Below are 24,851 nucleotides of genomic sequence, written 5' to 3'. Positions count from 1 at the left end.
GGGAATCGGCATTTCTACCAAGAAAATATAGTCGCTTGAGACCTCCTATGTAAATTCGCCGCCCCGAAGACCGGCTCAGTTGCTGAGTACAATACGGCTCTTGGCCTTCCGGTCGCGGATTTCAGCCAGCGCCCCGGCGAACTCTTGCAGGGGCCGGACCGACGTATCAGGAGGCTTTACGAGACCCTTTTCGTAGAGTGCGAAAATCTCCTCGAAACACTCGCGCATAAGGGCTGGCGTCCGCTTGCGGTAGTCGCTGACCTGGAGGCCGCTAACCTCGATGTTCTTTACCAATAGGTAGTTTACCTTGACCGTGGGAATCTCGCCGGCGGCGAAGCCGACGACCACCAGGCGACCCGACCAAGCCAAGGCCCGAAAAGCGGCTGCGAAAAAGCGGTCGCCGAGCGAATCGATCACGACGTCCGCTCCCTTCCCACCGGTCACCGCGTGAACTTGTGTGCGCAGCCCATCCCTCAGATTCTCCACCGAGAGATCGATCACCTCGTCCGCACCCGCGGCCTTAGCAACGTCGGCCTTGGCCATCGAGGAGACGCCAGCAAGTACATGGGCGCCAAATGCCTTCGCGAGCTGGACGGCGGCCAGCCCGACGCTGCCGGTCGCGCCGAGAACCAGGACGCTCTCGCCTTTGCGCAAGCGACCACGTTCACGCAAGGCAAACCAGGCGGTGTCGAATGCCAATGCCATGGCTGCAGCGTCCGTAAACGACATGGCGTCCGGAATGCGATAGGAGTGGTCAGCCAACGCGGTCGCGCGCTCCGCATAACCGCCCTGCTCGGCGGTCGTAAGCACCCTGTCACCGACCGAAAACCTTGACACGTTGGCGCCAACTTTTGCAACGATGCCCGCCGGCAACTTGCCTGGCGTGAACGGTCGCGGCGGCAGGAACTGGTAGGTGCCGCCGATCACGAGGAGATCGACGAAGTTGACGCCCACCGCGCGCACATCGATGAGGATCTCATCGGGGCCAGGCTCCGGGCTCGCCACTTCTTCTATCGAGAGGCTCTCCGGTGTTCCAAACTCACGAACGGTAACCGCACGCATTACAATTCCTTTCAAGCGGGTCAGCGCAGCCTTGTCAGCCTTCGCGCGTGCTAAACGCACCTCGTCCTACGGCAACGACATTTCCGTCCTCTCCGCGAACTTCGACATCGGCTCGGCCAAGGGAACGGCCAACCGAGAGAATGCGGCCCGTCGCGATGAGATCGCCCTCGCGCGCCGGCCTTAGATAATCGACGCGAAGGTCGATAGTCGGGACCATTCGCCCCACGCGAACCGAGATCGCGGCATGCGCGGTCATGTCGACGAGACAGGCGATCACCCCCCCATGGACGAAGTTGCCGTCCCGACGCCCACGGAATTCCTTACGGTAGGGCAAGCGGACCACCACTGAACCATCGTCGTCCACGCGGACTGGCTGCGGGCGCAGCACATCGTGGAACGGCGGGTTCGCCATTTCATGAGTGAGGCGCGCCATCGCAGTTCCCGCGTCAAGGCCGCCTCCTTCCACGGATGGCACTTTGTTTGTCATCCCGCTCTCGTCTGGCTTGGTACAAAGCGGATCGCCTGCGGTGTTACCTTCCCATCAGCGATTTGCACGGCAATATCGCGCTTGAGAATCTTGCCGCTTGCGGTCAGCGGAATATCATCGAGCGACAGGTAGTACTCCGGCATGTCGTAACGCGACAGACCGCTACGGTCGAGGTGTTCCAACACATCGTCGGGAGCCACCGAATGTCCGGGACGAAGCATCACGGCGAGGCACACTTTCTCGCCGAGCCGCAGGTCTGGCACCGGTAGAGCCGCAGCACGCGCGATTGCGGGGTGCTGCATGGCAAGGTTCTCGATCCGAGCCGGATAGATGTTGTGGCCCCCGCGAATGATCAGATCTTTCTTGCGCCCGGTTATCTGGAGGTAGCCGTCCTGGTCCAAACGGCCGATATCACCGGTCATGAACCAGCCGTCGGAATTGAAGGCATCATCATTTGCGCCTTGATCGTCGAAGTAGCCCAGCATCAAGCTGGCCCCCCGTCCTCCGATCTGCCCCGTTATCCCGACCGGTAGCTCTTGGTTGACGTCGTCCTTGGAGAAGATCTTGACTTCGTATCCATCACACGCCCGGCCAGATGTCTGAACCACGCGGTCTGCACCATCATCGATCCGGGTATAGTGATGAGATCCGGCTTCCGTCATGCCATAGCCGCTCTGTGGCACAACACCGGTCAGCAGGAGCTCCGCGATAACTTCACGTGGGGCAGAGGCACCGGATATCCGGAAACCTCTGACAGAGCCCGGCGAAGACATTTTCCTCGCCTTCATTTCGTTCAGAAGGTCCATGGCGTGGGTCGGAACGCCGACAATAAACGTCGCCCCGACTTCGATGATCCGATCGAGAGTGCTTGCGCCGCGCGCAAGATCATGCACCACCAACTCCGCGCCGGCAGCGAGCGCCATGATCAACGATCCAAGGCCCAGATTGTGGCTGAGAGGGCTCATCGTATAGACAACGGATTGAGTATCGAACCGCCAATCCGCAATCATCGCTCGCGCATTGGCCAGCAAAGTATTGTCACTGTGCATCACACCTTTCGGGCGCCCGGTCGTTCCGGATGTGAATGCCAGATACACCGCGATGTTCGGATCGAGGTTGATTGCCTCGTCGTAATCCGCTTCGGCCGCCTCCGGCAAGGTCCCCCCTGCGGCGCTGCCGGCTGCGCCGAGCGCAAAGATCACCTTCAGCGACGGAACTTCGGCTTCACTTGCAAAGATGTCCTTCCGCGCAGCATCTGCCCCATACCCGATCTCGCCAATGAAGGCAGCGGCCCGCATTCTGTTCATCAGTTCGATGATGTCTCCCACCGTATGATCGCGGTGAAGCGACGGACAGCATACAAATCCCGAGCGCGAGCAGGCCACGAGAGCAATTGCCGTCTCGATACGGCTCGAAAGCCACACCGCGACTCTGTCCCCTTGGCGCAGACCCGCCTGCGATAGACGGCTTGCCAAAGCGTCGGAACGCGCGATCAGCTGCTTGTAGGTGATGACGCCCGAGCGATCGCGTACCGCAACCCGCTCAGGGTTGACCGAGGCATGCCCCCGGACCAGGGAGTAGATCGTATCGTTGCGCCAATGCCCCGCTTGATAATGCTCATCGAGCCTGCGCTGGGACAGAAGTGTAAGTATGATATTGGTCATGCCTTGCTTTCGTTCTTACCGCCGAACAGGCTGGTTATGCTCGCCCATAACGCCCTCACGACGAGCGAGAAGCCGCCGATGGGTTTGGCGGCAGCTTCGACTTCAGGTTCGCTGATTGCCGGAGCCGCGGGGGTCGAAGCTTGCGAAGCGGAGGGTGGCGCCTTCGCAATCTTCTTTTCCAGCGCCTTTGAGAACTGTGTAATGAGCTGCGCCGCGATAGTTTGGATGACGCCGGCGCCGCGCCCGTACTGAGCAACGGACCCGGTCAGATTCAGATCGGTGTCGATCAAGACCTTCGAGCCCGCCCCTGATGGCTCCAGGCGAAAATCGGCGACAGCACTCGCTCCGCCTCGCCCCTTGGCATCAGCGCCCTGCGCTTTGACCCTCGCTTTGTGCGCGACGTCATCCCGCTCTTCGAACTTTGCGGTTCCAGCAAAGGCGAGAACGACAGGTCCCATTCGTACAGAGACCTTGCCTTTGTAGGTCTCTGCGTCGACGACCTCGGTGAGTTCGGCGCCAGGCAAGCATGGAGCGATCGCCGGAATGTCCATCAGCGTTTTCCACGCTTCGGCGGGCGGCAAAGACACCTCGAAACTGTTTGAAAATCGCATGTTCTGTTCCTATGCCGATTGCTTCGAATTGATCATCGAGAACTCGCGGACATTACCCATTTGGCGAGAGCCAGCAGCGCCCCGTCCTCCATATGTCGACCGACGAACTGGACACCGACGGGCAGCCCCAATCGGCCGCGCCCTAACGGCAGTGTCAATGCCGGCAGATGCAAAAGCGTCCAAATTTCCTGAAAGGAGGCGTCGCCTGTTGAATCCAACCCTTTAGGCGCTTCGCCAACGACTGCCGGGGTAACGATCCCGTCATATCCCTCAGTCGCATTCGCGACCCAACGACGCCAGCGCTCCGCAAGACGAAGTGCGTCGGTGTAGGTTTCGTAGGAAGTCGACCAACCCTTGGCAAGCGTGCGCGACATCGCCGGACTGATCTGATCACGGTGATGCTCGTACTCCCACGCCATTGCGCGGGCTCGTTCATACGCGTTGATCGCAGCGCGGGCCTCGGTCAACTCGGCAAACGCGGCCGGGACCGGCAGCTCATCGACCCACGCCCCGCGCACCCGCAAATCGCGAACTGTCGCCTCGATCAGGTTAACCGTGTCGGAAGAGGCGAGATGCCACTGGTGCCCCCGAAAAAGCAAGAGACGCGGCGTTGGGCTCGCCTGGGTAACAGCACCCACACGGCCAACCAGCACATCCCAGCAGAAAGCGACATCATCGACATTCCGGGCCATCAGCCCGATGGTGTCGAGCGTCTCGGCCGCCAGCTTCAAGCCCGCACGACTGACGGCCCCGAAGGTCGGCTTAAATCCCACGATGCCACAAAACGCGGCCGGTCGAAGAATTGACCCGCCGGTCTGCGTGCCAAACGCTAGCGGCACCATTCCATCAGCGACCGCTGCGGCGGAGCCGCTTGAGGAGCCGCCCGGCGTATGATCGGAAGCCTGCGGATGGGTTGTCGCACCAGGCGCCACGCCGGCGAATTCGGCGGTCACTGTCTTGCCGAGAACGACCGCGCCGGCGCTTCGGAGCGTAGCTACACACGCCGCATCAGCGATCGGGCGGTATCCGCGATAGATCGGCGAGCCCATTTCGGTGGGCATGCCCGCAACATCGATCACGTCCTTCACCGCTATGGGAACGCCGTGGAGTGGCCCCGCCAGCGGAGCAGCGTCACGGGCACGCGCCTGCGACAGGACCTGCTCTGGATCCAAGTACGACCACGCTCGCACGACCTGATCGCGCTCGGCTATCCGCTCGAGGCACGATCGAACCAGACTCACCGCTGACAGCTCTCCCGCGGCTACCCGCGCGGATGCTTGCGTTGCCGATAGACCGGCCAGAGCTGCCGGAACGGCCTCTGATGTGTTCACGCGATCCAGTGTCATTTGGTTTGCTTGACTGCCCGTCGTTCTAAAATGAGTTGTTGTAGCATTTTTGGGACAATGCAAGCCATATTTTGGGTTTCGTCAGTCAAATCGGTGAGAAGTTTACTTTTTGGTCTTGCAATGCCACTCCCATTGAGTCCGGGATTCATTCATATTTCCTGCAGTAATGGACGAAGAGATCCAATTTCAATGCCGATAAAGGTTCTATTATACCTATTTATGGATGCGATATTGTAACCGTCCCATTTTTTGTATTTTTGGCTTTACATGGCTTTTGGCGCAGGTCTATTGAGCGATGTGCGCTCGATGAACGAGCCGCCTATTGAATCCAGAGCGAACGGCAATGAACTCCGTGGTTTCAATTCTCAATGGAGCGATAACGCCCGTTACATCCAAGCGGTACGACGTGCTGGTGATCGGCGGTGGCAACGCGGCGCTCTGCGCCGCGATCGCCGCACGGCGCGGCGGTGCCTCCGTCCTGGTGCTCGAAGGCGCGCCAAAGTTCTATCGTGGTGGCAACACGCGCCACACCCGCAACATGCGCTGCGCCCATGACGCTGCCACCAAAATCCTGACCGGCCCCTATACTGAGGACGAGTTCTGGGAGGATCTGTTGCGCGTCACGGGCGGGCAGACCGACGAAGTGCTCGCGCGCCACATGATCCGCGAGTCCAAGGACATCCTGAACTGGATCGTGGAGCAGGGCGTGCGTTGGCAACCCTCGCTCGGCGGCACGCTGAGCCTCGGCCGCACCAACTCCTTCTTCCTCGGCGGCGGCCGCGCGATGCTGAACGCACTGTATCTCACTGCCGAACGCCTCGGCGTCGATGTCGAATATGACGCCGAAGTCACCGACCTCGTGATCGAGGACGGCATGTTCCTGGCCGCCCACGTCAAGCGGCCAATCAACGGCGAGACCGAAATCAGCGCAACCTCTCTGGTCGCTGCTGCCGGCGGCTTCGAGGCCAACATCGAATGGCTGAAGGAGCACTGGGGCGATGCTGCCGACAATTTCCTGATCCGCGGCACGCCCTATAATCGCGGCTCGATCCTGAAGATGCTGCTCGGCAAGGGCGTGCAGGAGATCGGCGACCCCACCCAGTGCCATGCGGTCGCGATCGATGCCCGCGCACCGAAATTCGACGGCGGTATCATCACGCGCCACGATTCGGTCGTGTTCGGCATCGTCGTCAACAAGCACGCAGAGCGCTTCTACGACGAGGGCGAGGACATCTGGCCGAAGCGCTATGCGATCTGGGGGCGGCTGGTCGCGGCGCAGCCCGACCAGATCGCCTATATCATCTTCGATTCGACCGTGGTCACCTCTTTCATGCCGACGTTGTTCCCGCCGATCGCGGGGCAGACGGTCGCCGAACTGGCCGGCAAGCTCGGGCTCGATCCGGCCGCGCTCGAAAACACCATCACCGACTTCAACGCCGCGGTGCGGCCGGGCAAGTTCGACCACACCATTCTGGACGACTGCCGCACCGAAGGCATCACGCCACCGAAGACACATTGGGCGCGCCGGATCGAGACGGCGCCCTATCTCGCCTATCCGGTGCGGCCGGGCATCACCTTCACCTATCTCGGCACGCGCGTGAACAAGGAGGCGCGCATGCTGATGAAGGACGGCAAGCCGTCGGCCAACATGTTCGCGGCCGGCGAGATCATGGCAGGCAATGTCTTGGGCAAGGGTTACGCGGCCGGCATCGGCATGACCATCGGCAGCGTGTTCGGGCGTATCGCAGGACGGGAAGCGGCGAAACATGCACGGAACTAAGATTCTCGACGAAGCCGACCGCCTGATGACGGTCTGCAATTCCTGCCGCTACTGCGAGGGCCTGTGCGCGGTGTTTCCCGCCATGGAGATGCGCCGCGCCTTCTCCGACGGCGACCTCAACTATCTCGCCAATCTCTGCCATTCCTGCGGCGCGTGCTATGTCGACTGCCAGTTCTCGCCGCCGCACGAGTTCAACGTCAATGTCCCGAAGACGCTGGCGATCGCGCGCGCCGAGTCCTATGCGGCCTATGCCTGGCCACGGCCGCTCTCCGGCGCCTTTGCGCGCAACGGCCTCGTCATCAGCATCGTCGCGGCGCTCAGCATGGCGGCCTTCATTCTCGGCTTCGTCGCCCTGAACGATCGCACCGTGTTGTTCGGCGTGCATACCGGGCCGGGTGCGTTCTACAGACTGATGCCGCACAACACGATGGCCGCGCTGTTCGGCGCGGCGCTGCTCTATGCCATCCTCGCGCTTGTCATGAGCGTGCGCGCGTTCTGGCGCGACATCGGCGACCCCATCGGCGGCCGTGCCGATGGCGGCTCACTTCTTCAGGCGATCCGCGACGCCGGCGAGTTGCGCTATCTCCATGGCGGGGGCGTCGGCTGCTTCAATGAGGACGACCGGCCGACCGACCGGCGCAAGCTCTATCATCACCTGACCTTCTACGGCTTCCTGCTGTGCTTTGCCGCGACCTCGGTCGCCACCCTCTACCATTACCTGCTGGGCCGCGAGGCGCCGTATCCCCTGTGGGATCTGCCGGTCGTGCTCGGCGCACTCGGCGGTATCGGTCTGATTGTCGGGCCGATCGGGCTTTTCGTTGCCAAGATGCGCCGCGCCCCCGAGCTACTCGACCAGGAGCGCTACGGCATGGATGTGGGCTTCATCGCCATGCTGTTCCTAACCGGTGCCACCGGTATGGCGCTTTTGATCCTGCGGGAGACGGCCGCGATGGGGCCGCTGCTCGCGCTGCATCTCGGCGCGGTGTTCGCGTTGTTCATCACCATGCCCTACGGCAAGTTCGTGCACGGTATCTACCGCTTCCTAGCGCTGGTCCGGTACGCCAAGGAGCGACGTGCGGAGATGATCGCCGAATAGCGCTGACTCGGAAAGCACCCTTTCAACCCGCATGGTGGGGGAGATTTGATGATATTGAAGCATCACAATCGCTACGATTACTCGCCGATCCATCAACGACCGCAATTCAAGTGGCCTCAAGGAAAGCGGCTCGCCTTCTACATTGCGTTGAACGTCGAGAACTTCAGCTTCGGTGAGGGCCTGGGTCATACGCCAACAGCGCTGGGACCACCCCCGGATACGCGCAATTTCGGCTGGCGCGATTACGGATTGCGCGTGGGCATCTGGCGCATCTTCGACATGATGGATCACTTCGGGCTCCCGATGTGCCATCTTCTCAATGCGTCAGTGTGCGATGCCATGCCCAGCATTCCCGAGCGCATCCGGATGCGTAGCGATGAAGTCATCGGGCATGGCTACTCGAACTCGGAACGGCAGTCCGGGATGGATGAGGTCACGGAATCGGTCATGATCCGCCAGGCCACCGAAACGCTCGCGCGGCATTGCGGCCAGCGTCCATTCGGTTGGATGGGCCCGTGGATCGCCGAAACGCTCATTACGCCAGACCTCCTGAAGGAAGCTGGTTACACATTCATCATGGATTGGCCAGCAGACGATCAGCCGTTCTGGATGCGCACGCGCGCCGGACCCATTTTGTCGGTTCCATACCCGATCGAGATCAATGACAGCCCGATCATGCTGAGCCGCCATCAGCCGGCAACCGATTTCCGCCAGATGATCGTGGATCAGTTCGAGGAGATGCTGGAGCTTTCTAAGCAGCAGTCACTCGTGTTCGGGATTTCGCTACATACGTTCGTAGCCGGTCAACCATTCCGGCTACGGCAAATCCGCGAGGCACTTGACCACATTGTAGATCACCCGCGCTTCTCCGAGGTCTGGGTCACGACTCCAGGCGCTATCGCTCGCCATTCTGAAGCTCTACCGCCGGGAACGGTACCCTAAGCCCACGTCCCTTCGCCTAGCTGAGCCCTTACTGGCAGCGCTGGTCACTCTGCGCTACCGGTCTGCTCTTACGTCAGTGTGATTGCATCTGTCGCCTTCGAAGGGCGGCAAGAAGATATCGTCAACGTGCGGCTCTTCGTTCGGAATGTCTGGCCTATACTATCCCAGGTATCGGCCATCCTTGTCTCAAACGCAGGGAACGGAGCCGTCGTCAGGCTCCGACCCTCGTTTCGTCCCGCATTCCGCCATTCCGTCGGTCGTTACAGCAACCATCGTCGATCGGACAGCAACGATCGCCGCTCTTCGAGACTCAAAAGGCTGTCGAACCCGGCGGGCAGAGATCAGTTCTTGATCGCCGCGGCAAAATTGGCAAAGAACTGTTCGGCCGTCTTGCTTGCGACCCCATTTATGAGCCGGCTACCAAGCTGAGCGATCTTTCCTCCAACGTCGGCTTCAACCTCGTAACGCAACAGACAGCCCCCTGCAGGCTCGACGGCGTCAGTGAGTTCTACACGCGCGCTGCCCTTAGCGAAGCCGGCGATGCCGCCTTCGCCCTGCCCGACGATCCGATAGCCGTTCGGCGGATCCATATCCTTCAGCTCGACCGCCCCCTTGAAGACTGCTCCGACAGGGCCGACCTTCAACTTGACGGTTGCGCGAAAGGCATTGTCTCCCACCTGCTCGAGCTCTTGGCAACCAGGCACGGACGCCTTGAGGATCTCGGGATCGTTCAATTTAGCCCAAACGGTTTCACGGTCGGCCGGGAGCGCGACCTCACCCTTCATCGTCATCGCCATTGTCGTAGCTTTCCTTAACGGACGCAGCCCATCTGGCACCTAAGGTGCCGACTGCCCTTAACTCAATGTCGGTCAGTTCGGCGTCGCGGCCGCAAATCGTTCCGCGAACTTGTTACCGAGGTAAGCCTCGATAACGCGAGGGTCTCGGAAGACCTGATCCGTCGGTCCTTCGCTGACGACCGCGCCATGGTGCATGACAACGGCGCGCTGGGCCAGAGCAGTGACCACCCGCATCAAGTGTTCGATGACGATGATTGTGATCCCTCGTGCGGCGATCGCTCTTATCATGCCAATTGCATCATCGATCTCCGATGAATTCAGGCCTGCGTTGACTTCGTCGAGCATCAAGACCCGCGGGTTCATGGCGAGACTCTTGGCGAGCTCCAATCGCTTGCGATTGGCCAATGCCAATTCTGACGCCGGCATATCCTTCAGATGAATAAGCTTCGTGAACTCCAGAGATTCGAGCGCCTTGTCCTGGGCCTGCCGAATGCCGCAATGACCGGCGTAAATCGCTCCGGCCATTACATTCTCGAGCACGGTCATTCGTGAGAACGGCTGAACAATCTGGAACGTGCGCGCGATTCCGCTCCGCGCAATCGCATGAGGCTTCCGTCGGATGAGACTCTTGCCTTCGAAGATCACATCTCCGCCGAAGACGGGGAGAAAGCCGGAGATCAGGTTTACCAAAGTGGTCTTTCCTGCTCCATTCGGACCGATCAATCCAACAATCTCGCCCGAATTGAACTTCAGGCTGACATTGTCGACCGCTCGGATACCCTCGAAGGAACGCAGGACCGACTTGAGCTCTAGTATCGGAGAGTTGCTGCTCATGAAACCTGCCTCACAATAGTTTTCGCGGAAAGGTTGGTTCGATGAGACCTCGCCCAGCGGTTAAACATGGATTTCCATGAGAGGCCCAACACGCCCGCCGGCAGGAAGTAGATGACCGCAACGATAATCAGGCCGAGGATGCCGCTGTGCCAATCAATGAAGTAAGCCCAGACAAACTCCTTCAGCACAACGTAGAATACCCCCCCGATAAGTGGCCCGAATATCGTCCCCATGCCACCCAGCATGACCATGACCGGAACCTCAATGGTCATAATGAGATTGAACGCGTCCTTGGGCTCGATGAACGCAACCATTGAGGCATAGATGCCGCCCGCGGCGGCGCCGATTGCGCCCGAAAGCACGAACGCGGCAACCTTGTAAGCAAAGACGTTGATGCCGACCATCGATGCGGCCTGTTCATTTTGACGGATACACCGTAGCCCGAAGCCGAAGCGTGAGCGATCAACCACCACCGTTATGAGGAAAGCGCCCAACGCGAGACCGAGCATCGACAGGAAGAAGAAGCGACCCACCAAGTCCGGATTTCCCGGCTGAATTGGGATGTTCATCCCGATCGCTCCGCCGGTCAGCGAGTCCCAATTGTTGGCAACTTCGCGCAAGACCTCAACGCTGGCGACTGTGCCGACCGCGAAGTAGTGACCTTTCAAACGAAGCAGCGGTAAACCCAGCAGTAGTGCAACAATGGCACCGATCAGCGCGGCAGCGATCCATGCTGCATATATCGATAATCCTTGCATTTGCGCGATGCCGTCAGCGTAGGCTCCTACGCCGAAAAACGAGATCATGCTGAGCGCCGGGTATCCCATATAACCCCCGACCAGGTTCCATGCCCAGCACAACACGCACAGCATCGCGAGCGTTGTACCAACCTGGAGATAATAGTTGTCCAGCACGGCAGAAAGCGATGCAGTAGCCGCAAAAAGCAGCAACCCAAAGATAAGCTTGAAAACTGTTGCCCGATCCAGAATCATTCGTAGCCCTTCTTGCCTGCGAGACCGGTGGGAAACAGGACGATCACAGCCATCATCATCATGAAACCAACGGAGGTTGCCCATTGCTGCCCGAAAGTCAGCGTGCCGAGTCCCTCGACAATTCCGAGCATGATGCCGCCAAGGATGGCCCCTGGGACGCTACCCAGGCCGCCCAGCACGCAGATAACGAATGCTTTGCCGAGGAATACGCCGGACATCATCGGAGTGATGGGGTAGATGAGCGCAAGCGCGCAGCCAGCCGCGCCGGCCATCAGCGCACCGATTCCGAATGTCAGCGCGTAGATGTGTGGGATCCGGATCCCCATCAATGCTGCGGCATGACGGTCCATCCGCACCGCGATGATGGCCCGACCGGTCTTGGAGTGGCGCAACAGCCAATAGAGCAGCAACGTCAGGACCACCGCTACCAGCATGCCACCAACACGAGCGACGGGAATGCGGACTCCGGCGAAATCCAACATGCCAAAGTTCGTGACGAGCGAACGAGGAGTCGCGGTAAAGACGTGAAGAATCAGGTTATTGACAATAAGGTCGAGACCAAAAGTCAGCGTCAGCGTGATCAGAATCGGCTGCATAACGACGCGGTTCAGCAAACCTCTCTGAACCGCGTAACCGAACAGAAACAACAGAACACAGGCAACCGGCACAACCAGATAAAGAGGTAGTCCTAGCTCCTGCACTCCATAGAGGCAGAGGTACGCGCCGAGCACCACCATCGAGCCGTGCAGCATGTTGACGATGTTCAACACGCCCCAGACCAGCGAGAATCCGACGGCGAGGCAAGCGTATAGCCCGCCGATCAGCAATCCATTTACAAGGTATTGACCCAACATGATATCCGCCTCAGCCGCTGGCCTCGCTCACTACTTCGACTCAAGGAGCTTGAGATCGCCCTGCTTGAGGTTCTCTGGAGCGAGAACCAGAAGCTTGTCGTTCTGGATCTGCATCACAAGCGCGGCATTGACATCGTTCTGACCCGACGCCCCGTAGTGGATGGGGCCGTAGAATGTATTGAACGTCTTTTCGTGTAGGACTTTGCGAACAGCGTCGGCCGAAGTCGACTTCGCCTCCTCGATCGCCATCACCAACGTCTGGCAGGAGGCGGTCGCCGCAGCCTCAAGATAGGTTGCATCCCGCTTGTAACTTTCGCGGAAGGCCTCGTTGTATTTGAGCGACGAGCCGAACAGGAATGGGTCGGTGTAGTTCGCGTTCTGATGCCACCACGAGTTCGTGGTCACACCTTCGGCCAGCGCCTTGATATTCTCCCGGAACTCCGGATAGGCGGGGCCTGCGGTCATCGTAAGGACCTTGGGAGTCAGACCGAGGTCGGCCATCTGTCGCCTGATCAAGATCAGATCCTGCGTGTATCCGGTCACGTAAAGCCAGTCCGGATTGAGCGTCTTCACTTGCGTCAGAACGTTCGAAAAGTCCGACGTGTCGGGCGAGTAGATTTCGTTGAAGACAATCTCGAGGTCTTGCGCTTTCGCCGTCGTGACCAGCTCGCCCGCAATCGCTTTCGGGAAAAGGCTGTTGAGTGCAAGCACTGCGACGCGCTTAAGCCCTGGCGCCTTCTTCTTGTAGTACCCCACCTCGGCTTCCGTGATCATGTTGTTTGGAAACAGAACGCCGAAAAGGTTCTGGAAATTCTGATCGAACACGCTCTTCGTCGCTGCCGAGGCCGCGATCATTGGAACGCCGTAACGTTCGGCCACCACGGCAGTGGCTTTGGTGTCACCCGATCCGTATGGGGAGAACAGGAACGGCACCTTGTCGACGTTGATCAAGCGCTGAACGATCTGCACTGCGCGATTGGTCTCGCTCTGATAGTCATATCCGACCAATTCCAGCTTCAGCTTTTTGCCGTCGACGTCGACGCCACCCTTCGCGTTCACCGTGGAAACGCAAATGTCGTAGCCTTGTTTTGATTTCTTCCCTGCATCCGCAAGGGCCCCTGTCAATGCCAATGGGGCGCCCAGGCGAATGGTCTCTTCGGCCAGGGCGGGCCCCGCCGTCAGCGCGGTCAAGGAAAGCACAACGATCGTCGATTTCATTGTCTTCACGATAATCCCCCTTCGTTTGATCTGAACATCGCATCGCGCTCGGCGCTCTGCGGACGGCTCCTCACTTGAGATTGCTTCTTGTTTTCGTAAGCTCCGCGGCGGCGTGCTGCACAGCCTTTACGATCCCGGCATAGCCGGTGCATCGACATATGTTGCCGGCCAGCGCTTCGCGTAAAAACGCCTCATCCGCTTCACCGTAGCGATTGATGATGTCCCGAGCGGTGATGAGCATTCCCGGGGTGCAGTAGCCACACTGAAGGCCGTGACAAGTGTGGAAGCTGTCGCGAAGTTGAACGATGGATGGATCGTCGCTCAAGCCTTCGAGCGTACGGATGTCGGCACCATCCATTGCCACCGCAAGAGCGATGCAGGAGCGAGCAATTTTGCCGTTGACGACAATGGTACATCCACCGCAAACGCCGTGCTCACACCCCAGATGGATAGACCTGGCATCGGCTTGCTCTCGCAGGAAGTCGGCCAGTGTCGTTCTTGGGTCCACAGACGCCTTCAGCGGCTCGCCGTTGACGGTGAGTTCGATTGTTTGCATCAGAGCCCCTCAGGTTCTACTGGCTTCACTCCGAAGCTCATCTGGGCGGACCTCAGGAGGCACGTCCGCAATTGCCAAATGTGGACATCGTCGAATTCACGACCGCTTTCGGCGATATCGGAATCCATCGACTGCGACAGCACAGATGCGTGCGCGGCGTGCCACTCCTTCAGCGTCGAGAGAACGTCCTCGGTATGCTTCAATCTGACGGGCGCGCCCTCGGTAGCTCCCAGAAACGCACGCGTGGCGCTCGGAGAGCGGATCGCAATCGCCATGGCATGGGCGAACTCCCCGACCTTCCGGCAAAGCTTGTATGTCCCCCACTTCGCGTCGGGATGAAGCCTTGGAATCCTGATGCCGGTGAGAAGGTCGGACATCCCGAGTTGTGTCGTATAGGCGGCGACGACGAATTCCTCGGATAGACAGCTGTTCTTTCCATCCGGTCCTTCCCATTCGACCGTCGCGCCGAGCGCGGCGGTGGTGGTCAACCAGTCGGCAGATGGGTCCGCCAGCGCCATGCTTCCGCCGATGGTGCCCCGATTGCGGACAGCCTGATAGGCGATCGCGGAGGCGACTTTCGGCATCAACCCATTTGAGGGATCCGTTACCTCGCCGATCTGGATCCGCTCGTGGGTAATGCATGCCCCCAGCCGGACCTCTCGGTCATCGGCGGAGAACTCGCGAAAGCCCGGAATCCCGCCGATATCGATCAGGCGCTCGGCGGAAACCATCCGCAAGTTGAGCATGGGAACGAGGGACTGGCCCCCGGCGATGATTTTTGCATCCATTCCCCCCTCCTCCAGCGAGGCAATCGCCTCCTGCACAGAGTTTGGACGGACGTAGTTGAGGGCTCCGGGCTTCATGCCTTCGCTCCTGCTTCGGCATCTATCAGCGCGCGAACGATACGCTCCGGGGTCATCGGCGTTTCGTTGATCGATGCATCAAGGGACCGCAAGGCATCGTTCACAGCATTGCAAAGCGATGCAGGAGCGGGGATCGCCCCTCCCTCGCCCATTCCCTTGATGCCGTATTTGGTGATCGGTGACGGAAGACTGAGATGCTCGATGCGGGCGGGAAATACCTCGGACGCGCCGGGCACGAGGTAATCCATGAAGGTGGATGCCAAGGGCTGCCCGTCCGAATTGTAGGGCATCTCCTCGTAGAGCGCGGTGCCGATACCTTGCGCCAGACCACCCATCATCTGGCCATCGACGATCATGGGATTGACGATAGTTCCGCAGTCATGTGCGATCGCGTAGTCCAGGATGTGGACCAGCCCCGTACCGATATCGACGGCAACGATGGCGGCGTGAGTGCCGTACGACCACGCGCCGGTGTCCTTTGAGGTCCGATATGAGGCAACCACAGACAAGCCAGGGTCCACGTCCTCAGGCAGCCGTTCCGGCCGTAGAAATGCGGCAACAGCTACTTCTTCGAGCGAGACTTGCGCGCCTCCAGGTGATTTGGCGATGACAAAGCCATTTGCGAGCTTCACATCCTCGACCGGGACCTGGAGCAGATGCGCGCCGATCTTGCGCAATTTTTCTGCAAGTAGCTCGCTTGCGCATCCGACCGCCCCGCCGGACATGACCATCGAGCGCGACGCGAACGTTCCCATGCCGTACGGCGCCAAACTCGTGTCGCCGTGACGGACGACCACGTGAGCAGGGTCAATCCCCAACTCTTCACTCGCAACCTGGGCCAGTGTTGTCTCGAGCCCTTGACCGTGATTTTGGATCGGCACGTCGATGATCAGCATGCCATCCGGAGTCATTTGGAGAGCGGCCTGCTCGTAGCCAAAAACAACCGGCAATCCGCGCTGAACCCACTCCGCCGTACCGTGCGCGGTCTGTTCGAGATAAGTGGCATAACCGATCCCGATCCTGTAATCGGTGCCCGAATAGCGCTCGCGCAGTGCGGCTACGCGTTCCGGCTTGATAAGGTTGCGCGCGGCGACGGCACTCGCAGCGTAATCGCCGTTGTCGTAGGTCTTGCCGCCGGCCGAGCGCCACGGAAACTGATCCGGCTTTACGTAGTTGCGCAGACGCACCTCTACCGGATCGAGACCGAGATGGGCTGCCAACTCATCGACCGTTCGTTCAATCGCAAAGCAGGCCCCAGGCCTACCAACACCCCGGTAGGGACCAAGGGGGGACTTGTTGCTTGCACAGGTGCGCGCTGTAGCTCGATAGTTCGTAATCGCGTACGGACCGGGAAGAAAGCCGATCGCCATTCCCGACTCCATAGGCGCGGTCCATGGCCACACAGAGTATGCGCCGGCGTCCACGTCGATCGACGCCTCGAGACCCAGGATGACGCCATTGCGATCCGCATGTACGGTTACCTGATAGCGATGCTCGCGAGCATGCGGAGACGCGATCAGGTGCTCACGGCGGTCCTCGACCCAACGCAGGGGCTTCTTGGTCTTCCGCGTCAGGGCAGCTAGCGCGACCTCTTCGGGATTGAGGTTATTCTTTACACCGAAACTGCCGCCAACCTCGGGGGCAACGACGCGAAGCTCGCGCTCCTTCATCTTGAGACAGTTCGCCAGCGCGGTTCTGATGACATGCGGGAACTGGGTCGACGAGTACACCACGAGCTCACCAGTCCGCTCGTCGATATAAGTCATCACGCCACGCCCCTCCAACGAGACGATGGCCTGCCGGTTCATCCTATATTCGCGAGTTAGCGTGACCGCGGCCTCGGTTCGGGCGCGGTCAACATCCCCAACGTTGACGTGGGCTTCCAGATAGAGGTTATCCGTCCACCCTGGATGGATCGGCGGATAGGCGGGATCGCGACACTGTGAAAGGTCGCTGACCGCTGGCAGCTCTTCGAATTCAACGAGCACCTGCTGTGCCAGGTCCTCGGCATCGGCGCGTGTCCGCCCAAGGCAAATCGCGATCGGCTCGCCGACGAAACGCACCTTGTCGTTGGCGATGGCTGGGTAGTCTGACCGACGAAATCCCTTCGCCTGAGAGTCTGCGCGGATCGGGAGGATGTCGCCCAAGTCTGCAAGGAGGAATACGCGTTTCTCCATGCCTGCGGGCTTCTGTACTCCGACTATCCTCGCATGCGCGACAGGACTGCGAAGGAACGCGACCTCCCACATACCGGGCTGGCTGATGTCTGCAATGAACGAGCTGCGACCGGACAAGAGCCGCTCGTCCTCATTGCGAAGGATCGAGCGGCCGATTCCCTTACCATTCGATGAAAACGGCTGATGCATTGCTCATAGACCCATGTAGGCAGATTGGACGGAGGGGTCCTTCATGAGGTCTTTTGTCAGACCATGCATGCGAACTTTGCCGGATTCGAGCACGTACCCGGTGGTCGCAATCTCGAATGCAGTCATCACATCCTGCTCAACAAGCAGGATCGAGATGCCCTGCTCGTTGATCTTGACCAGGCTCTCGGCGAGCAGCTCGACAGCCTTCGGCGCCAGGCCGAGTGAAAGCTCGTCAATCAGGAGAAGCTTGGGTCGCGCCATGATACCGCGCGCGATCGCGCACATCTGCTGCTGGCCACCAGACATGGTCGTCGCGCCCTGATTCGAACGCTCGGCCAAAATGGGAAAGATTGAGAAGACGAGGTCTAAATCGCGAGCAATCTCAGCCGGACTGTCGGTGCGCGCGTAGGAGCCGAGCAAAAGATTGTCCCGCACGCTCAAGGTCGGAAAGAGCCTCCGTCCTTCCGGCACATGGATCAGACCCTTCCCAACAATCTGATCGGCGCTCCGGTTTGCGATCTCCTCGCCGTCGAATTGGATGTTCCCACTGCGGGCACGTACCATGCCCGAGATGGCAAGAAGCAACGTGGTCTTACCGGTCCCGTTGGGACCGACGATGGATACAATCTCGCCCTTCGGGACAACCAAATCGACGCCCCACAACACCTGGACGTCACCATATCCAGCGGTCAGCCCCGCAACCGTAAGGACCGACGGCTTCGATGCGGCGCGCGCATCGGGCTTGAGAGGAACTACAACGTCCGTCATCGGACCTCCCGTACGAGCTGTTCGGATCCGGCCCGGCGAGATGCGGCGAGCTTCACGGCGTCGACGATCTCCGGATAAGCCGAGCAGCGACAAAGGTTGCCGGAAAGGTAATGCCGGATTTCATCGTCACTTGGATCAGGATGAGTATCCAGCAACTGCTTCACCATCATGATGAAGCCTGGCGTACAAAAGCCGCACTGGAACGCGCCGGCTTCGATGAACGCCTCTTGAACCGGGTCAAGCTTTTGACCGTTGCTGATGCCCTCCACGGTGACCACCTGCGCGCCATCGGCCAGCCACGCCAAATAGAGGCACGACGACACGGCCTTCGAATCCACGTAGACCGTGCAGCAACCACATAGGCCTTGGCCGCAACTCTCCCGCGCACCTTTCAATTCGAAGCGTTGGGAGAGAACCTCGATGAGAGTTTCATGCGGCATGACGCTTGACGACACCGCAACTCCGTTAAGCGTGAAGCGAATGGTTCGTGGCTCAATCATCTCAGTCCTCCGCCAGCGGCGTACCATTCTTGAGTTGGATGGCGCGGAAGATGGATTCCGGCGTCAGCGGCAAGTCGGTCATATGGATCCCGAGCGCATCCGCCACCGCGTTGCCGATTGCGGGCGACAGTGAAATGGACGATGTTTCGCCCGTGCCCTTTGCGCCAAATGGCCCGGTGGTCTGTCGCGAGTCGACGAACTCGTTGATGAACTGCGGGGGAATATCCAACAGAGACGGAATCTTGTAATCGGCCAGCGATCCGTTGGTGAGCTGACCATCGCGGAAGATCATGTTCTCAGTCATCGTGAAACCGAGTTGCATGATCGCCGAGCCAGAAACCTGCTGCCTGACCAAGGTGGGATTGAGCGCGACGCCCGCATCCACGACGTTGACCAGCTTGGTCACCGAGATGCGACCGGTTTCCGTATCGATCTCAACTTCGGCGCCGGCGCCGCCGATGCCCCAAAATGGGGTTGCGTTCACCGACTGACCGGTCTCAGGATCCGGCTTCTTGTAGGCTGGAATAAAGCTGCCGGTTCCGATGATGTTGCCAGCTTGCATTCCATACTTCTTCCGCAACATCTCGCTGAGCGGGATGTTGCTGTTCGGCGCTAGGCCCAGCTCGACCGCCAGTGCTGAGATCTTCGCCTTTGCATCTTCCGCTGCCAGGCGCACCGCCGTCCCCATATGAAATGTCGAGCGGGATCCCAATGTGCCCATGTCATACGGCGTGACATCGGTATCAGGATGGATAACGCGAATAGCTTCGGCATTGAGGCCGAGAACTTCAGCGGCGATCTGGGCCATGACCGTATCGGAGCCCTGTCCCATGTCGACGGTACCGATATACAAGCCGCAGCTTCCATCGCCGTAGAGATTGACGATCGCAACTGACGTGGTCGGCGATGTGATGCCCTTGATACCCAGCGCGACGCCGCGACCGCGACGAATGGTTCCGCTCCCTCTCTCTAAGGGACTGTGCCATCCCATTCGGCTGATCACTTGATCAAGCACCTTGTCGAGTGCCGCGTCGCGCACAATCGTGCCGGATGCCTGGGGCCGGCCTTCGCGCAAAAGATTCTGGCGTCGAAATTCGATCTTATCGAGCTTAAGTGCCTCCGCGATCATGTCGGTATGGCACTCGTACGCCCACGCGGTCTGCGGCGCTCCAAAGCCCCGAAGAGCACCTGCCGGCGGACGGTTCGTGTAAACCGCATACGAGTTGATCGCGACGTTCTCGATGTCGTATGGACCCGCCGACGTAAAACCCGCCTTCTGAGTCACGCGGGGGCCGATGTCCGCATACGCGCCACCGTTCCAGAAGATCTTGCAGCGGCGCGCGACGATCTTCCCGTCGTTGTTGACACCGCTCTTGATGGTGAAAGTGCAGGCGTGCTTGGTCACCATGAAGAACTGCTCTTCCATGGTGAGTGAGATTTTGACTGGGCGCTGAATCAGGAGAGATAGCGCGGTCACCAATGCTTCAAGCTTGATGTAGAGCTTGCCGCCAAAGCCACCGCCGATGTGCGGAACCTTGACGCGTACGCGATTTTCCGGCCATCCAAGCAGGCGAGCCATCTCAATGCGCACGAACGACGGCCCTTGCGATGCCGTATGCAGCGTCATGCGCCCGTCCTGCACGTCGGCGACGGAGACGAAAGGCTCCATGGGAGTGTGCATCGCCTGCTGACAGCGGAAGGTGTGCTCGAAGACGTGGTCGGCCGACTTGAATCCGGCCTCGACGTCGCCCCGCACGAGCTTGTAGTCGAGAGCGACGTTTGTGCCGCTCCGGCCCTTTAGGTGCTGCAGATCGGGGAACGTCGCGGCCGGCTTGAGCTCGTCATGAACGCAGACGCTCGAAGTCATTGCCTCGACCTCGTCAAACACTGCGGGGAGCTCCTCGTACTCCGCAGTAATCAGGCCCGCCGCATATTCCGCAACACGCGGATCCGACGCCAGCACGACCGCCACTGGCTCTCCGGCAAAACGAACCTTTCCGTCCGCCAGGATGGGCTGATCGTGAAACGCCGGCCCATAGTAGGGATTCGGAATGACAGTCCGGATGTCGTCGATCGTAACGACACGGAAGACCCCCTCCACGGCCCGCGCTGCCGAGATGTCGACGCTCTTAATAAGCGCATGCGGGACGGTGCTACGGAAAATCTTTCCGTAAAGCATTCCCGGAAGCCGGAGATGATGGACGTACTCCGCACGCCCCGTCACCTTTTCACGCGCTTCGAGACGCGTGACCGACCGGCCAATGTTCCCAACCGGCATCATGTCCACCATTGTATCAACCTCCAATGACGGACTGAAGCGCGCGCGCAAGATGCACGCGCAACAAATGGTTCTTGTAAGAAGCAGAACCGCGGCTATCGGAATGGATTTCGACCTCCGCAACAGCCGCTTCGCCGGCACGTCGCAGGCGCACCTCGTCGACTTCGCCCCCTCGCAGGACCTCCTCCGCCGCTCTCAGCCGCGTCGGTTTATCGAGAGCCGCGCTCAGAACAATGCGCAAATCTCTAACGACACCTCCCTCCAGCTGAAGGGATACGGCGATGCCCAACGCCGGCCAATCATGGATGGCGCGAGTGGTGATCTTTGCGTACGTCGACCGCCAGCCCTCGCGAAGTGGCACACAAATCTCTGAAATCAGCTCGCCGTCCGAGATCGAGGTCTCGTAATAGCCACGAAATATCTCCGCGACGGGAATAACCCGCTCTCCATTCTTGCTGACAAGGCGGGCCGTGGCATCATGCGCCATCCAAAGCGGCGGCAAGTCGAGATGCGGATCTGCGTGAGCCAGGTTTCCACCCACGGACGCGACATTTCGCACCCGCACGTTGGCAAGCGTCTTCATGGCCTGAACAACGGCCGGGAAATGCCTTCGAACGACGTCAGAGTGCTCAATCTCTGAAAACGTGGCCATTGCGCCAATGCGCAGTCGCGCACCATCTTCGCTCAATGCCAGACCAGAAAAGGGAGCGATGCGCCGCAGGCTCACAAGCCTCATCGGCTTGAACATCTGAGCCTTCATCATCAGCATGAGCGCGGTACCGCCCCCCATCGGACGCACACCTGGATCATCGTGGCCCAGGAGGTCGAAGGCATCCTCCAGTGTATGCGGCTCGCAAAGTTCAAAGCTCAGCATGACGAGCCTCAAAATTGCACGACCGATCAATCCGGGCCGCGCCAGCACTAAAATCAGCAAGCACCGATGGTGCGGGTAGCACCAGGGCAAGCATCACGCTTCGGAAGAGACAGTGAAACATCAGAACGGTTCTCAGCAGCTCACAGCACCCAAGTTTGCAGACCGACACGCCCATGTCAACTTTTTAGGACAAACTCGGTCACTTTGGCGCAACTATGATCTATCATATTGGTATTGCTATATTTTTCTCGTTACAAAATTGGACAATGACTAGAACAAAGGCATGCTAAGCCTAAAGTTTGGCACCCGGAATGCCGAAATTGGCATCCCGGCGAACCATCCGTACAAAAAATGGCATGCACCCTAGAGTTGGACATTCTGGCTCCATCTAAAGGAAGACGTTTGTCTGATTCCGAAATCTGACTTACGCGCGATCCAAGATCGCGTGCGTTTTGACCAATCATTTTCATGCTGGGCAGGACCGGAAGTCATCAACGCGCGCCGAGCTATGCTCTCAGCACCGGTCGCTCAAGGGTTTTGCTGCTGAGCGGCGTCATGTGATCGAGGCTGCGCGCTAGAGCAAACCGCCATGGCCATTTCATCGAGTCGCCTTCGTCTTCGAAGCCGCCCCACGCTCAAGCGATTAAAGCCCTAGGCTTCCGCCTCGCCTATTTCCACATTGTCCAGCCGATGATCTAGACCAGCTCGACCGCACACGTCAGGCGCGGTGGGCTTCGAATGCAGCAGCGCGCGCCTCACTGCATCGTTGGCGAGTCAGTCGATGCCAGCAAATGAAAATATTCAATGAAGATGATGAGTTTTCTAAATCTATCGCAGCGCCAGCCAAACAGCCGACCAGTGCACCTTACCTTCGTCCGCTACTTCTGCTTGGCTCATGCTTTTGAGCCGGTAGAATCCTGGATTTGGCTCGATCGGTCCGTACGGTCGTGGGCATGAGACAAGAGGAGTCGAACTTGCCTTGCCGGCCCGGTCGGTAACGGGTCTCACGCTGGCCGAGGCACTGACGCGGACGCGTACCGCTCGCCTCCTTCCCGTCCAAGCGACCTATTGGCCGTCGGCCGGGAAGGAGGAACGATGCCCTCGGATAGCGACGAAGTTCTGGCCGCCCTTTAAACTTCGACCCCGAAGGTTCGCACCTAAAGCCACAGACCTCCAACGTTAGCCAGTCAGGATGTCCGCCATGCGTTCGCCAATGATCACGGTCGGCGCCATAGTGTTACCGGTCGTGATACGCGGCATGACCGAAGCATCTGCGATCGAAAGGCCTTCGATTCCGTGAACCGAAAGCTTGCCGTCGACCACCGATGTCTCGCCCTTGCCCATTTTGCAGGTGCAGCTCTCGTGGAAATACGTTCCGGTTGCATTGCGAGCGAAGTCGGCAAGCGCCGCCTTCGACAGCGGACCAGGCATCACCTCACGCTTGGCGAACTTCGAGAGCGGCGCCGAATTGCCGATTTCGCGGCAAAGCTCGATGCAGTGGACCAGCGCCGTGAGATCGGCATCCTCGCGAAGAAAGCCGCCGTCGATTTTGGGAGCGACCGAGAAATCTGTTGATGTCAACTTGACTTCGCCGGTGCTGCGCGGTCGCACGATGCCAGGGGCGATCGTCCATGAACCAGCCGGCACTTCGTACTGCTTGCCCGTCACCTCGCTTGCATAAGGTATTTCCTCGCAGAACGGCTGCATATCGGGTGTGTCCAACGCGGAGTTAGACTTCCAGAAGAAAGTCGCCTCAGCACCGCTGTTGGCCGGAGGCAGCGGGGTCTTGTATTCCCAGATGCAACCACCCGCCAGGATGTGATCTTGGAAGTTTTGCCCGACACCCTGCAGGTCATGGCGCACATCTATGCCCAGGGGTTTGAGATCCTGCGCGCGGCCAATGCCCGACAGCATCAATAGCTTGGGCGTATTGATCGCGCCCGCGGACAGGACCACCCGCGATGTGGCTCTAACCGTATGCACGGTCCCATCCTTCACGAAAGTCACGCCTTTTACCGTCGTGCCGCTAAACTCGAGTTTTTGAACCGTAGCTCCGGTCAGCAGCGTGATGTTCTTTCGCTTGAGATTCTCCCATAGATAGGCCGATGGAATGTTCAGCCGGCGTCCATCGCGAATACGCACATTCGCCAACGCGACACCGCCATTGCCCTCCATCATCTCGCCATTCATATCCTCGAATGCCGGGATGCCCACCGTGCCACAAGCCTCGACAAATGCAGGCGCAACAGGGTTCACGTCCCGAACCCGATCGACATAGACAGGACCGCCCGTGCCTCTACGGTCCGGATCGGGCTTTCCGTGCCAGTCCTCGATCCGCTTGTAGATCTGCAGGACCTTCTTATAGCTCCACGCGTCGTCGCCGGTTTCAGCAGCCCAGAAGTCAAAATCGTTCTTGTGGCCTCGCGCCCAAATCATGGCGTTTATCGATGAGCCGCCGCCAACGACCTTGCCCATGGGCAGGATAAGCGACCTCCCATTGACCTTGGCGTTCGGCTCAGCGGTGAAACCCCATTCACGATCAGTGCGGATGTTGCTGGTCCAGAGGCTCGGGTTGAGCACCGCATCGAGCTGATCGGTGCCGCCCGCCTCGAGTACGAGCACATTTGCGTCGGTTTTGGCAGCAAGGCGGCCGGCTACGACGGCACCGCCTGAGCCCGAGCCTACGACGATGTAGTCGTAGGTCGGTTTCAGATTTTGGGAGTTGTAGCGCTGAGTTATCGCTGCATCGCCGAGCGTCTGAGCAGCTGCTTGCACGGCGGCAAGACTGGCTCCAGCGGCCAGCGCGAGCTTCATGAAGCGCCGGCGATCAAGACGACCGTGCACAAGCCCTTCTTCCAGCAAATTCAGGTAGTCGCCCTTAGCGAGCGCGTCAGTTTCTCGTGGATTCATCGTATTCCCCCTGTAAAGATTGTCGTGGGTAAGGCATGGGCTCCCCGCCTTGT

General features: G+C 59.6%; 21 protein-coding genes. 3 read left to right on the top strand and 18 right to left on the bottom strand.

Features of this window, described 5'->3' with window-relative positions:
* Positions 1-75: 75 nt before the first annotated feature.
* The 5 genes from NLM27_RS03160 to NLM27_RS03140 are packed head-to-tail and all read right to left on the bottom strand — an operon-like array spanning position 76 to position 5,170.
* The gene (locus NLM27_RS03160; protein ID WP_254141950.1) at positions 76-1,062 is read right to left on the bottom strand and encodes an NADPH:quinone oxidoreductase family protein; all 987 of its coding nucleotides are present in this window, start codon (positions 1,060-1,062) and stop codon (positions 76-78) included.
* Between the two features lie 34 nt (positions 1,063-1,096).
* Positions 1,097-1,495, bottom strand: a complete 399-nt coding sequence (locus NLM27_RS03155; protein ID WP_254141949.1) for a PaaI family thioesterase — start codon at positions 1,493-1,495, stop codon at positions 1,097-1,099.
* Positions 1,496-1,545: 50 nt separating this feature from the next.
* Positions 1,546-3,213, bottom strand: coding sequence for a class I adenylate-forming enzyme family protein (locus NLM27_RS03150; RefSeq protein ID WP_254141948.1), 1,668 nt, complete (start codon positions 3,211-3,213; stop codon positions 1,546-1,548).
* A complete protein-coding gene (locus NLM27_RS03145; RefSeq protein WP_254141947.1) occupies positions 3,210-3,824 on the bottom strand; it encodes an SRPBCC family protein in 615 nt (204 codons plus the stop codon). Before NLM27_RS03145 ends, NLM27_RS03150 begins: the two co-directional genes overlap by 4 nt.
* A 32-nt stretch (positions 3,825-3,856) precedes the next feature.
* Complete coding sequence (locus NLM27_RS03140; protein WP_254141946.1) at positions 3,857-5,170, bottom strand: amidase; 1,314 nt, start codon at positions 5,168-5,170, stop codon at positions 3,857-3,859.
* Positions 5,171-5,513: 343 nt separating this feature from the next.
* Between NLM27_RS03140 and tcuA the strand changes: the two genes are divergently transcribed.
* Genes tcuA through NLM27_RS03125 form a run of 3 tightly spaced genes read left to right on the top strand, consistent with a single transcriptional unit; the run spans position 5,514 to position 8,988 of the window.
* Complete coding sequence (gene tcuA / locus NLM27_RS03135) at positions 5,514-6,950, top strand: FAD-dependent tricarballylate dehydrogenase TcuA (RefSeq protein ID WP_254141945.1); 1,437 nt, start codon at positions 5,514-5,516, stop codon at positions 6,948-6,950.
* Complete coding sequence (tcuB, locus tag NLM27_RS03130) at positions 6,937-8,046, top strand: tricarballylate utilization 4Fe-4S protein TcuB (RefSeq protein ID WP_254141944.1); 1,110 nt, start codon at positions 6,937-6,939, stop codon at positions 8,044-8,046. The genes tcuA and tcuB overlap by 14 nt, the downstream gene beginning before the upstream one ends.
* A 48-nt stretch (positions 8,047-8,094) precedes the next feature.
* Entirely contained in the window at positions 8,095-8,988 is an 894-nt protein-coding gene (locus tag NLM27_RS03125; protein ID WP_254141943.1) for a polysaccharide deacetylase family protein, read from the top strand.
* 341 nt (positions 8,989-9,329) lie between these two features.
* Here the strand turns inward: NLM27_RS03125 and NLM27_RS03120 are convergent, their stop codons facing one another.
* The 13 genes from NLM27_RS03120 to NLM27_RS03060 form a co-directional block, all read right to left on the bottom strand.
* Positions 9,330-9,785 carry a CoxG family protein gene (locus tag NLM27_RS03120; protein ID WP_254141942.1) on the bottom strand — a complete coding sequence of 152 codons (456 nt, stop codon included), beginning with the start codon at positions 9,783-9,785 and terminating at the stop codon, positions 9,330-9,332.
* A gap of 72 nt (positions 9,786-9,857) precedes the next feature.
* Positions 9,858-10,619, bottom strand: a complete 762-nt coding sequence (locus NLM27_RS03115) for an ABC transporter ATP-binding protein (protein ID WP_254141941.1) — start codon at positions 10,617-10,619, stop codon at positions 9,858-9,860.
* The gene (locus NLM27_RS03110; RefSeq protein WP_254141940.1) at positions 10,616-11,611 is read right to left on the bottom strand and encodes a branched-chain amino acid ABC transporter permease; all 996 of its coding nucleotides are present in this window, start codon (positions 11,609-11,611) and stop codon (positions 10,616-10,618) included. The genes NLM27_RS03115 and NLM27_RS03110 overlap by 4 nt, the downstream gene beginning before the upstream one ends.
* On the bottom strand, positions 11,608-12,465 hold the full coding sequence (locus NLM27_RS03105) for a branched-chain amino acid ABC transporter permease (protein ID WP_254141939.1): 858 nt from the start codon (positions 12,463-12,465) through the stop codon (positions 11,608-11,610). The genes NLM27_RS03110 and NLM27_RS03105 overlap by 4 nt, the downstream gene beginning before the upstream one ends.
* A 30-nt stretch (positions 12,466-12,495) precedes the next feature.
* The gene (locus tag NLM27_RS03100; protein WP_254141938.1) at positions 12,496-13,683 is read right to left on the bottom strand and encodes an amino acid ABC transporter substrate-binding protein; all 1,188 of its coding nucleotides are present in this window, start codon (positions 13,681-13,683) and stop codon (positions 12,496-12,498) included.
* Between the two features lie 70 nt (positions 13,684-13,753).
* A complete protein-coding gene (locus tag NLM27_RS03095) occupies positions 13,754-14,239 on the bottom strand; it encodes a (2Fe-2S)-binding protein (protein ID WP_254141937.1) in 486 nt (161 codons plus the stop codon).
* The gene (locus tag NLM27_RS03090; RefSeq protein WP_254141936.1) at positions 14,239-15,102 is read right to left on the bottom strand and encodes a xanthine dehydrogenase family protein subunit M; all 864 of its coding nucleotides are present in this window, start codon (positions 15,100-15,102) and stop codon (positions 14,239-14,241) included. Before NLM27_RS03090 ends, NLM27_RS03095 begins: the two co-directional genes overlap by 1 nt.
* The gene (locus NLM27_RS03085; RefSeq protein WP_254141935.1) at positions 15,099-17,468 is read right to left on the bottom strand and encodes a xanthine dehydrogenase family protein molybdopterin-binding subunit; all 2,370 of its coding nucleotides are present in this window, start codon (positions 17,466-17,468) and stop codon (positions 15,099-15,101) included. Before NLM27_RS03085 ends, NLM27_RS03090 begins: the two co-directional genes overlap by 4 nt.
* Positions 17,469-17,471: 3 nt before the next feature.
* Complete coding sequence (locus NLM27_RS03080) at positions 17,472-18,236, bottom strand: ABC transporter ATP-binding protein (RefSeq protein WP_254141934.1); 765 nt, start codon at positions 18,234-18,236, stop codon at positions 17,472-17,474.
* Complete coding sequence (locus NLM27_RS03075; protein ID WP_254141933.1) at positions 18,233-18,736, bottom strand: (2Fe-2S)-binding protein; 504 nt, start codon at positions 18,734-18,736, stop codon at positions 18,233-18,235. The genes NLM27_RS03080 and NLM27_RS03075 overlap by 4 nt, the downstream gene beginning before the upstream one ends.
* A gap of 1 nt (position 18,737) precedes the next feature.
* Positions 18,738-21,026: a xanthine dehydrogenase family protein molybdopterin-binding subunit gene (locus NLM27_RS03070; protein ID WP_254141932.1), complete on the bottom strand. Its 2,289-nt coding sequence runs from the start codon at positions 21,024-21,026 to the stop codon at positions 18,738-18,740.
* Positions 21,027-21,030: 4 nt separating this feature from the next.
* Complete coding sequence (locus tag NLM27_RS03065) at positions 21,031-21,888, bottom strand: xanthine dehydrogenase family protein subunit M (protein WP_254141931.1); 858 nt, start codon at positions 21,886-21,888, stop codon at positions 21,031-21,033.
* Between the two features lie 1,179 nt (positions 21,889-23,067).
* Positions 23,068-24,798 carry a GMC family oxidoreductase gene (locus tag NLM27_RS03060; protein ID WP_254141930.1) on the bottom strand — a complete coding sequence of 577 codons (1,731 nt, stop codon included), beginning with the start codon at positions 24,796-24,798 and terminating at the stop codon, positions 23,068-23,070.
* Positions 24,799-24,851 lie beyond the last annotated feature (53 nt).

Source organism: Bradyrhizobium sp. CCGB12 (genome assembly GCF_024199845.1).
Taxonomy (GTDB): domain Bacteria; phylum Pseudomonadota; class Alphaproteobacteria; order Rhizobiales; family Xanthobacteraceae; genus Bradyrhizobium.
The sequence above is the reverse complement of the archived record's forward strand: the minus strand, read 5'-3'. Positions and strand labels throughout refer to the sequence as shown.

What these genes read in the sequence shown, in the direction of transcription:
- NLM27_RS03160 (WP_254141950.1), bottom strand. Translation starts at nt 1,062, where the DNA reads ATGCGTGCGGTTACCGTTCGTGAGTTTGGAACACCGGAGAGCCTCTCG.
- NLM27_RS03155 (WP_254141949.1), bottom strand. Translation starts at nt 1,495, where the DNA reads ATGGCGCGCCTCACTCATGAAATGGCGAACCCGCCGTTCCACGATGTG.
- NLM27_RS03150 (WP_254141948.1), bottom strand. Translation starts at nt 3,213, where the DNA reads ATGACCAATATCATACTTACACTTCTGTCCCAGCGCAGGCTCGATGAG.
- NLM27_RS03145 (WP_254141947.1), bottom strand. Translation starts at nt 3,824, where the DNA reads ATGCGATTTTCAAACAGTTTCGAGGTGTCTTTGCCGCCCGCCGAAGCG.
- NLM27_RS03140 (WP_254141946.1), bottom strand. Translation starts at nt 5,170, where the DNA reads ATGACACTGGATCGCGTGAACACATCAGAGGCCGTTCCGGCAGCTCTG.
- tcuA (WP_254141945.1), top strand. Translation starts at nt 5,514, where the DNA reads ATGAACTCCGTGGTTTCAATTCTCAATGGAGCGATAACGCCCGTTACA.
- tcuB (WP_254141944.1), top strand. Translation starts at nt 6,937, where the DNA reads ATGCACGGAACTAAGATTCTCGACGAAGCCGACCGCCTGATGACGGTC.
- NLM27_RS03125 (WP_254141943.1), top strand. Translation starts at nt 8,095, where the DNA reads ATGATATTGAAGCATCACAATCGCTACGATTACTCGCCGATCCATCAA.
- NLM27_RS03120 (WP_254141942.1), bottom strand. Translation starts at nt 9,785, where the DNA reads ATGGCGATGACGATGAAGGGTGAGGTCGCGCTCCCGGCCGACCGTGAA.
- NLM27_RS03115 (WP_254141941.1), bottom strand. Translation starts at nt 10,619, where the DNA reads ATGAGCAGCAACTCTCCGATACTAGAGCTCAAGTCGGTCCTGCGTTCC.
- NLM27_RS03110 (WP_254141940.1), bottom strand. Translation starts at nt 11,611, where the DNA reads ATGATTCTGGATCGGGCAACAGTTTTCAAGCTTATCTTTGGGTTGCTG.
- NLM27_RS03105 (WP_254141939.1), bottom strand. Translation starts at nt 12,465, where the DNA reads ATGTTGGGTCAATACCTTGTAAATGGATTGCTGATCGGCGGGCTATAC.
- NLM27_RS03100 (WP_254141938.1), bottom strand. Translation starts at nt 13,683, where the DNA reads ATGAAATCGACGATCGTTGTGCTTTCCTTGACCGCGCTGACGGCGGGG.
- NLM27_RS03095 (WP_254141937.1), bottom strand. Translation starts at nt 14,239, where the DNA reads ATGCAAACAATCGAACTCACCGTCAACGGCGAGCCGCTGAAGGCGTCT.
- NLM27_RS03090 (WP_254141936.1), bottom strand. Translation starts at nt 15,102, where the DNA reads ATGAAGCCCGGAGCCCTCAACTACGTCCGTCCAAACTCTGTGCAGGAG.
- NLM27_RS03085 (WP_254141935.1), bottom strand. Translation starts at nt 17,468, where the DNA reads ATGCATCAGCCGTTTTCATCGAATGGTAAGGGAATCGGCCGCTCGATC.
- NLM27_RS03080 (WP_254141934.1), bottom strand. Translation starts at nt 18,236, where the DNA reads ATGACGGACGTTGTAGTTCCTCTCAAGCCCGATGCGCGCGCCGCATCG.
- NLM27_RS03075 (WP_254141933.1), bottom strand. Translation starts at nt 18,736, where the DNA reads ATGATTGAGCCACGAACCATTCGCTTCACGCTTAACGGAGTTGCGGTG.
- NLM27_RS03070 (WP_254141932.1), bottom strand. Translation starts at nt 21,026, where the DNA reads ATGGTGGACATGATGCCGGTTGGGAACATTGGCCGGTCGGTCACGCGT.
- NLM27_RS03065 (WP_254141931.1), bottom strand. Translation starts at nt 21,888, where the DNA reads ATGCTGAGCTTTGAACTTTGCGAGCCGCATACACTGGAGGATGCCTTC.
- NLM27_RS03060 (WP_254141930.1), bottom strand. Translation starts at nt 24,798, where the DNA reads ATGAATCCACGAGAAACTGACGCGCTCGCTAAGGGCGACTACCTGAAT.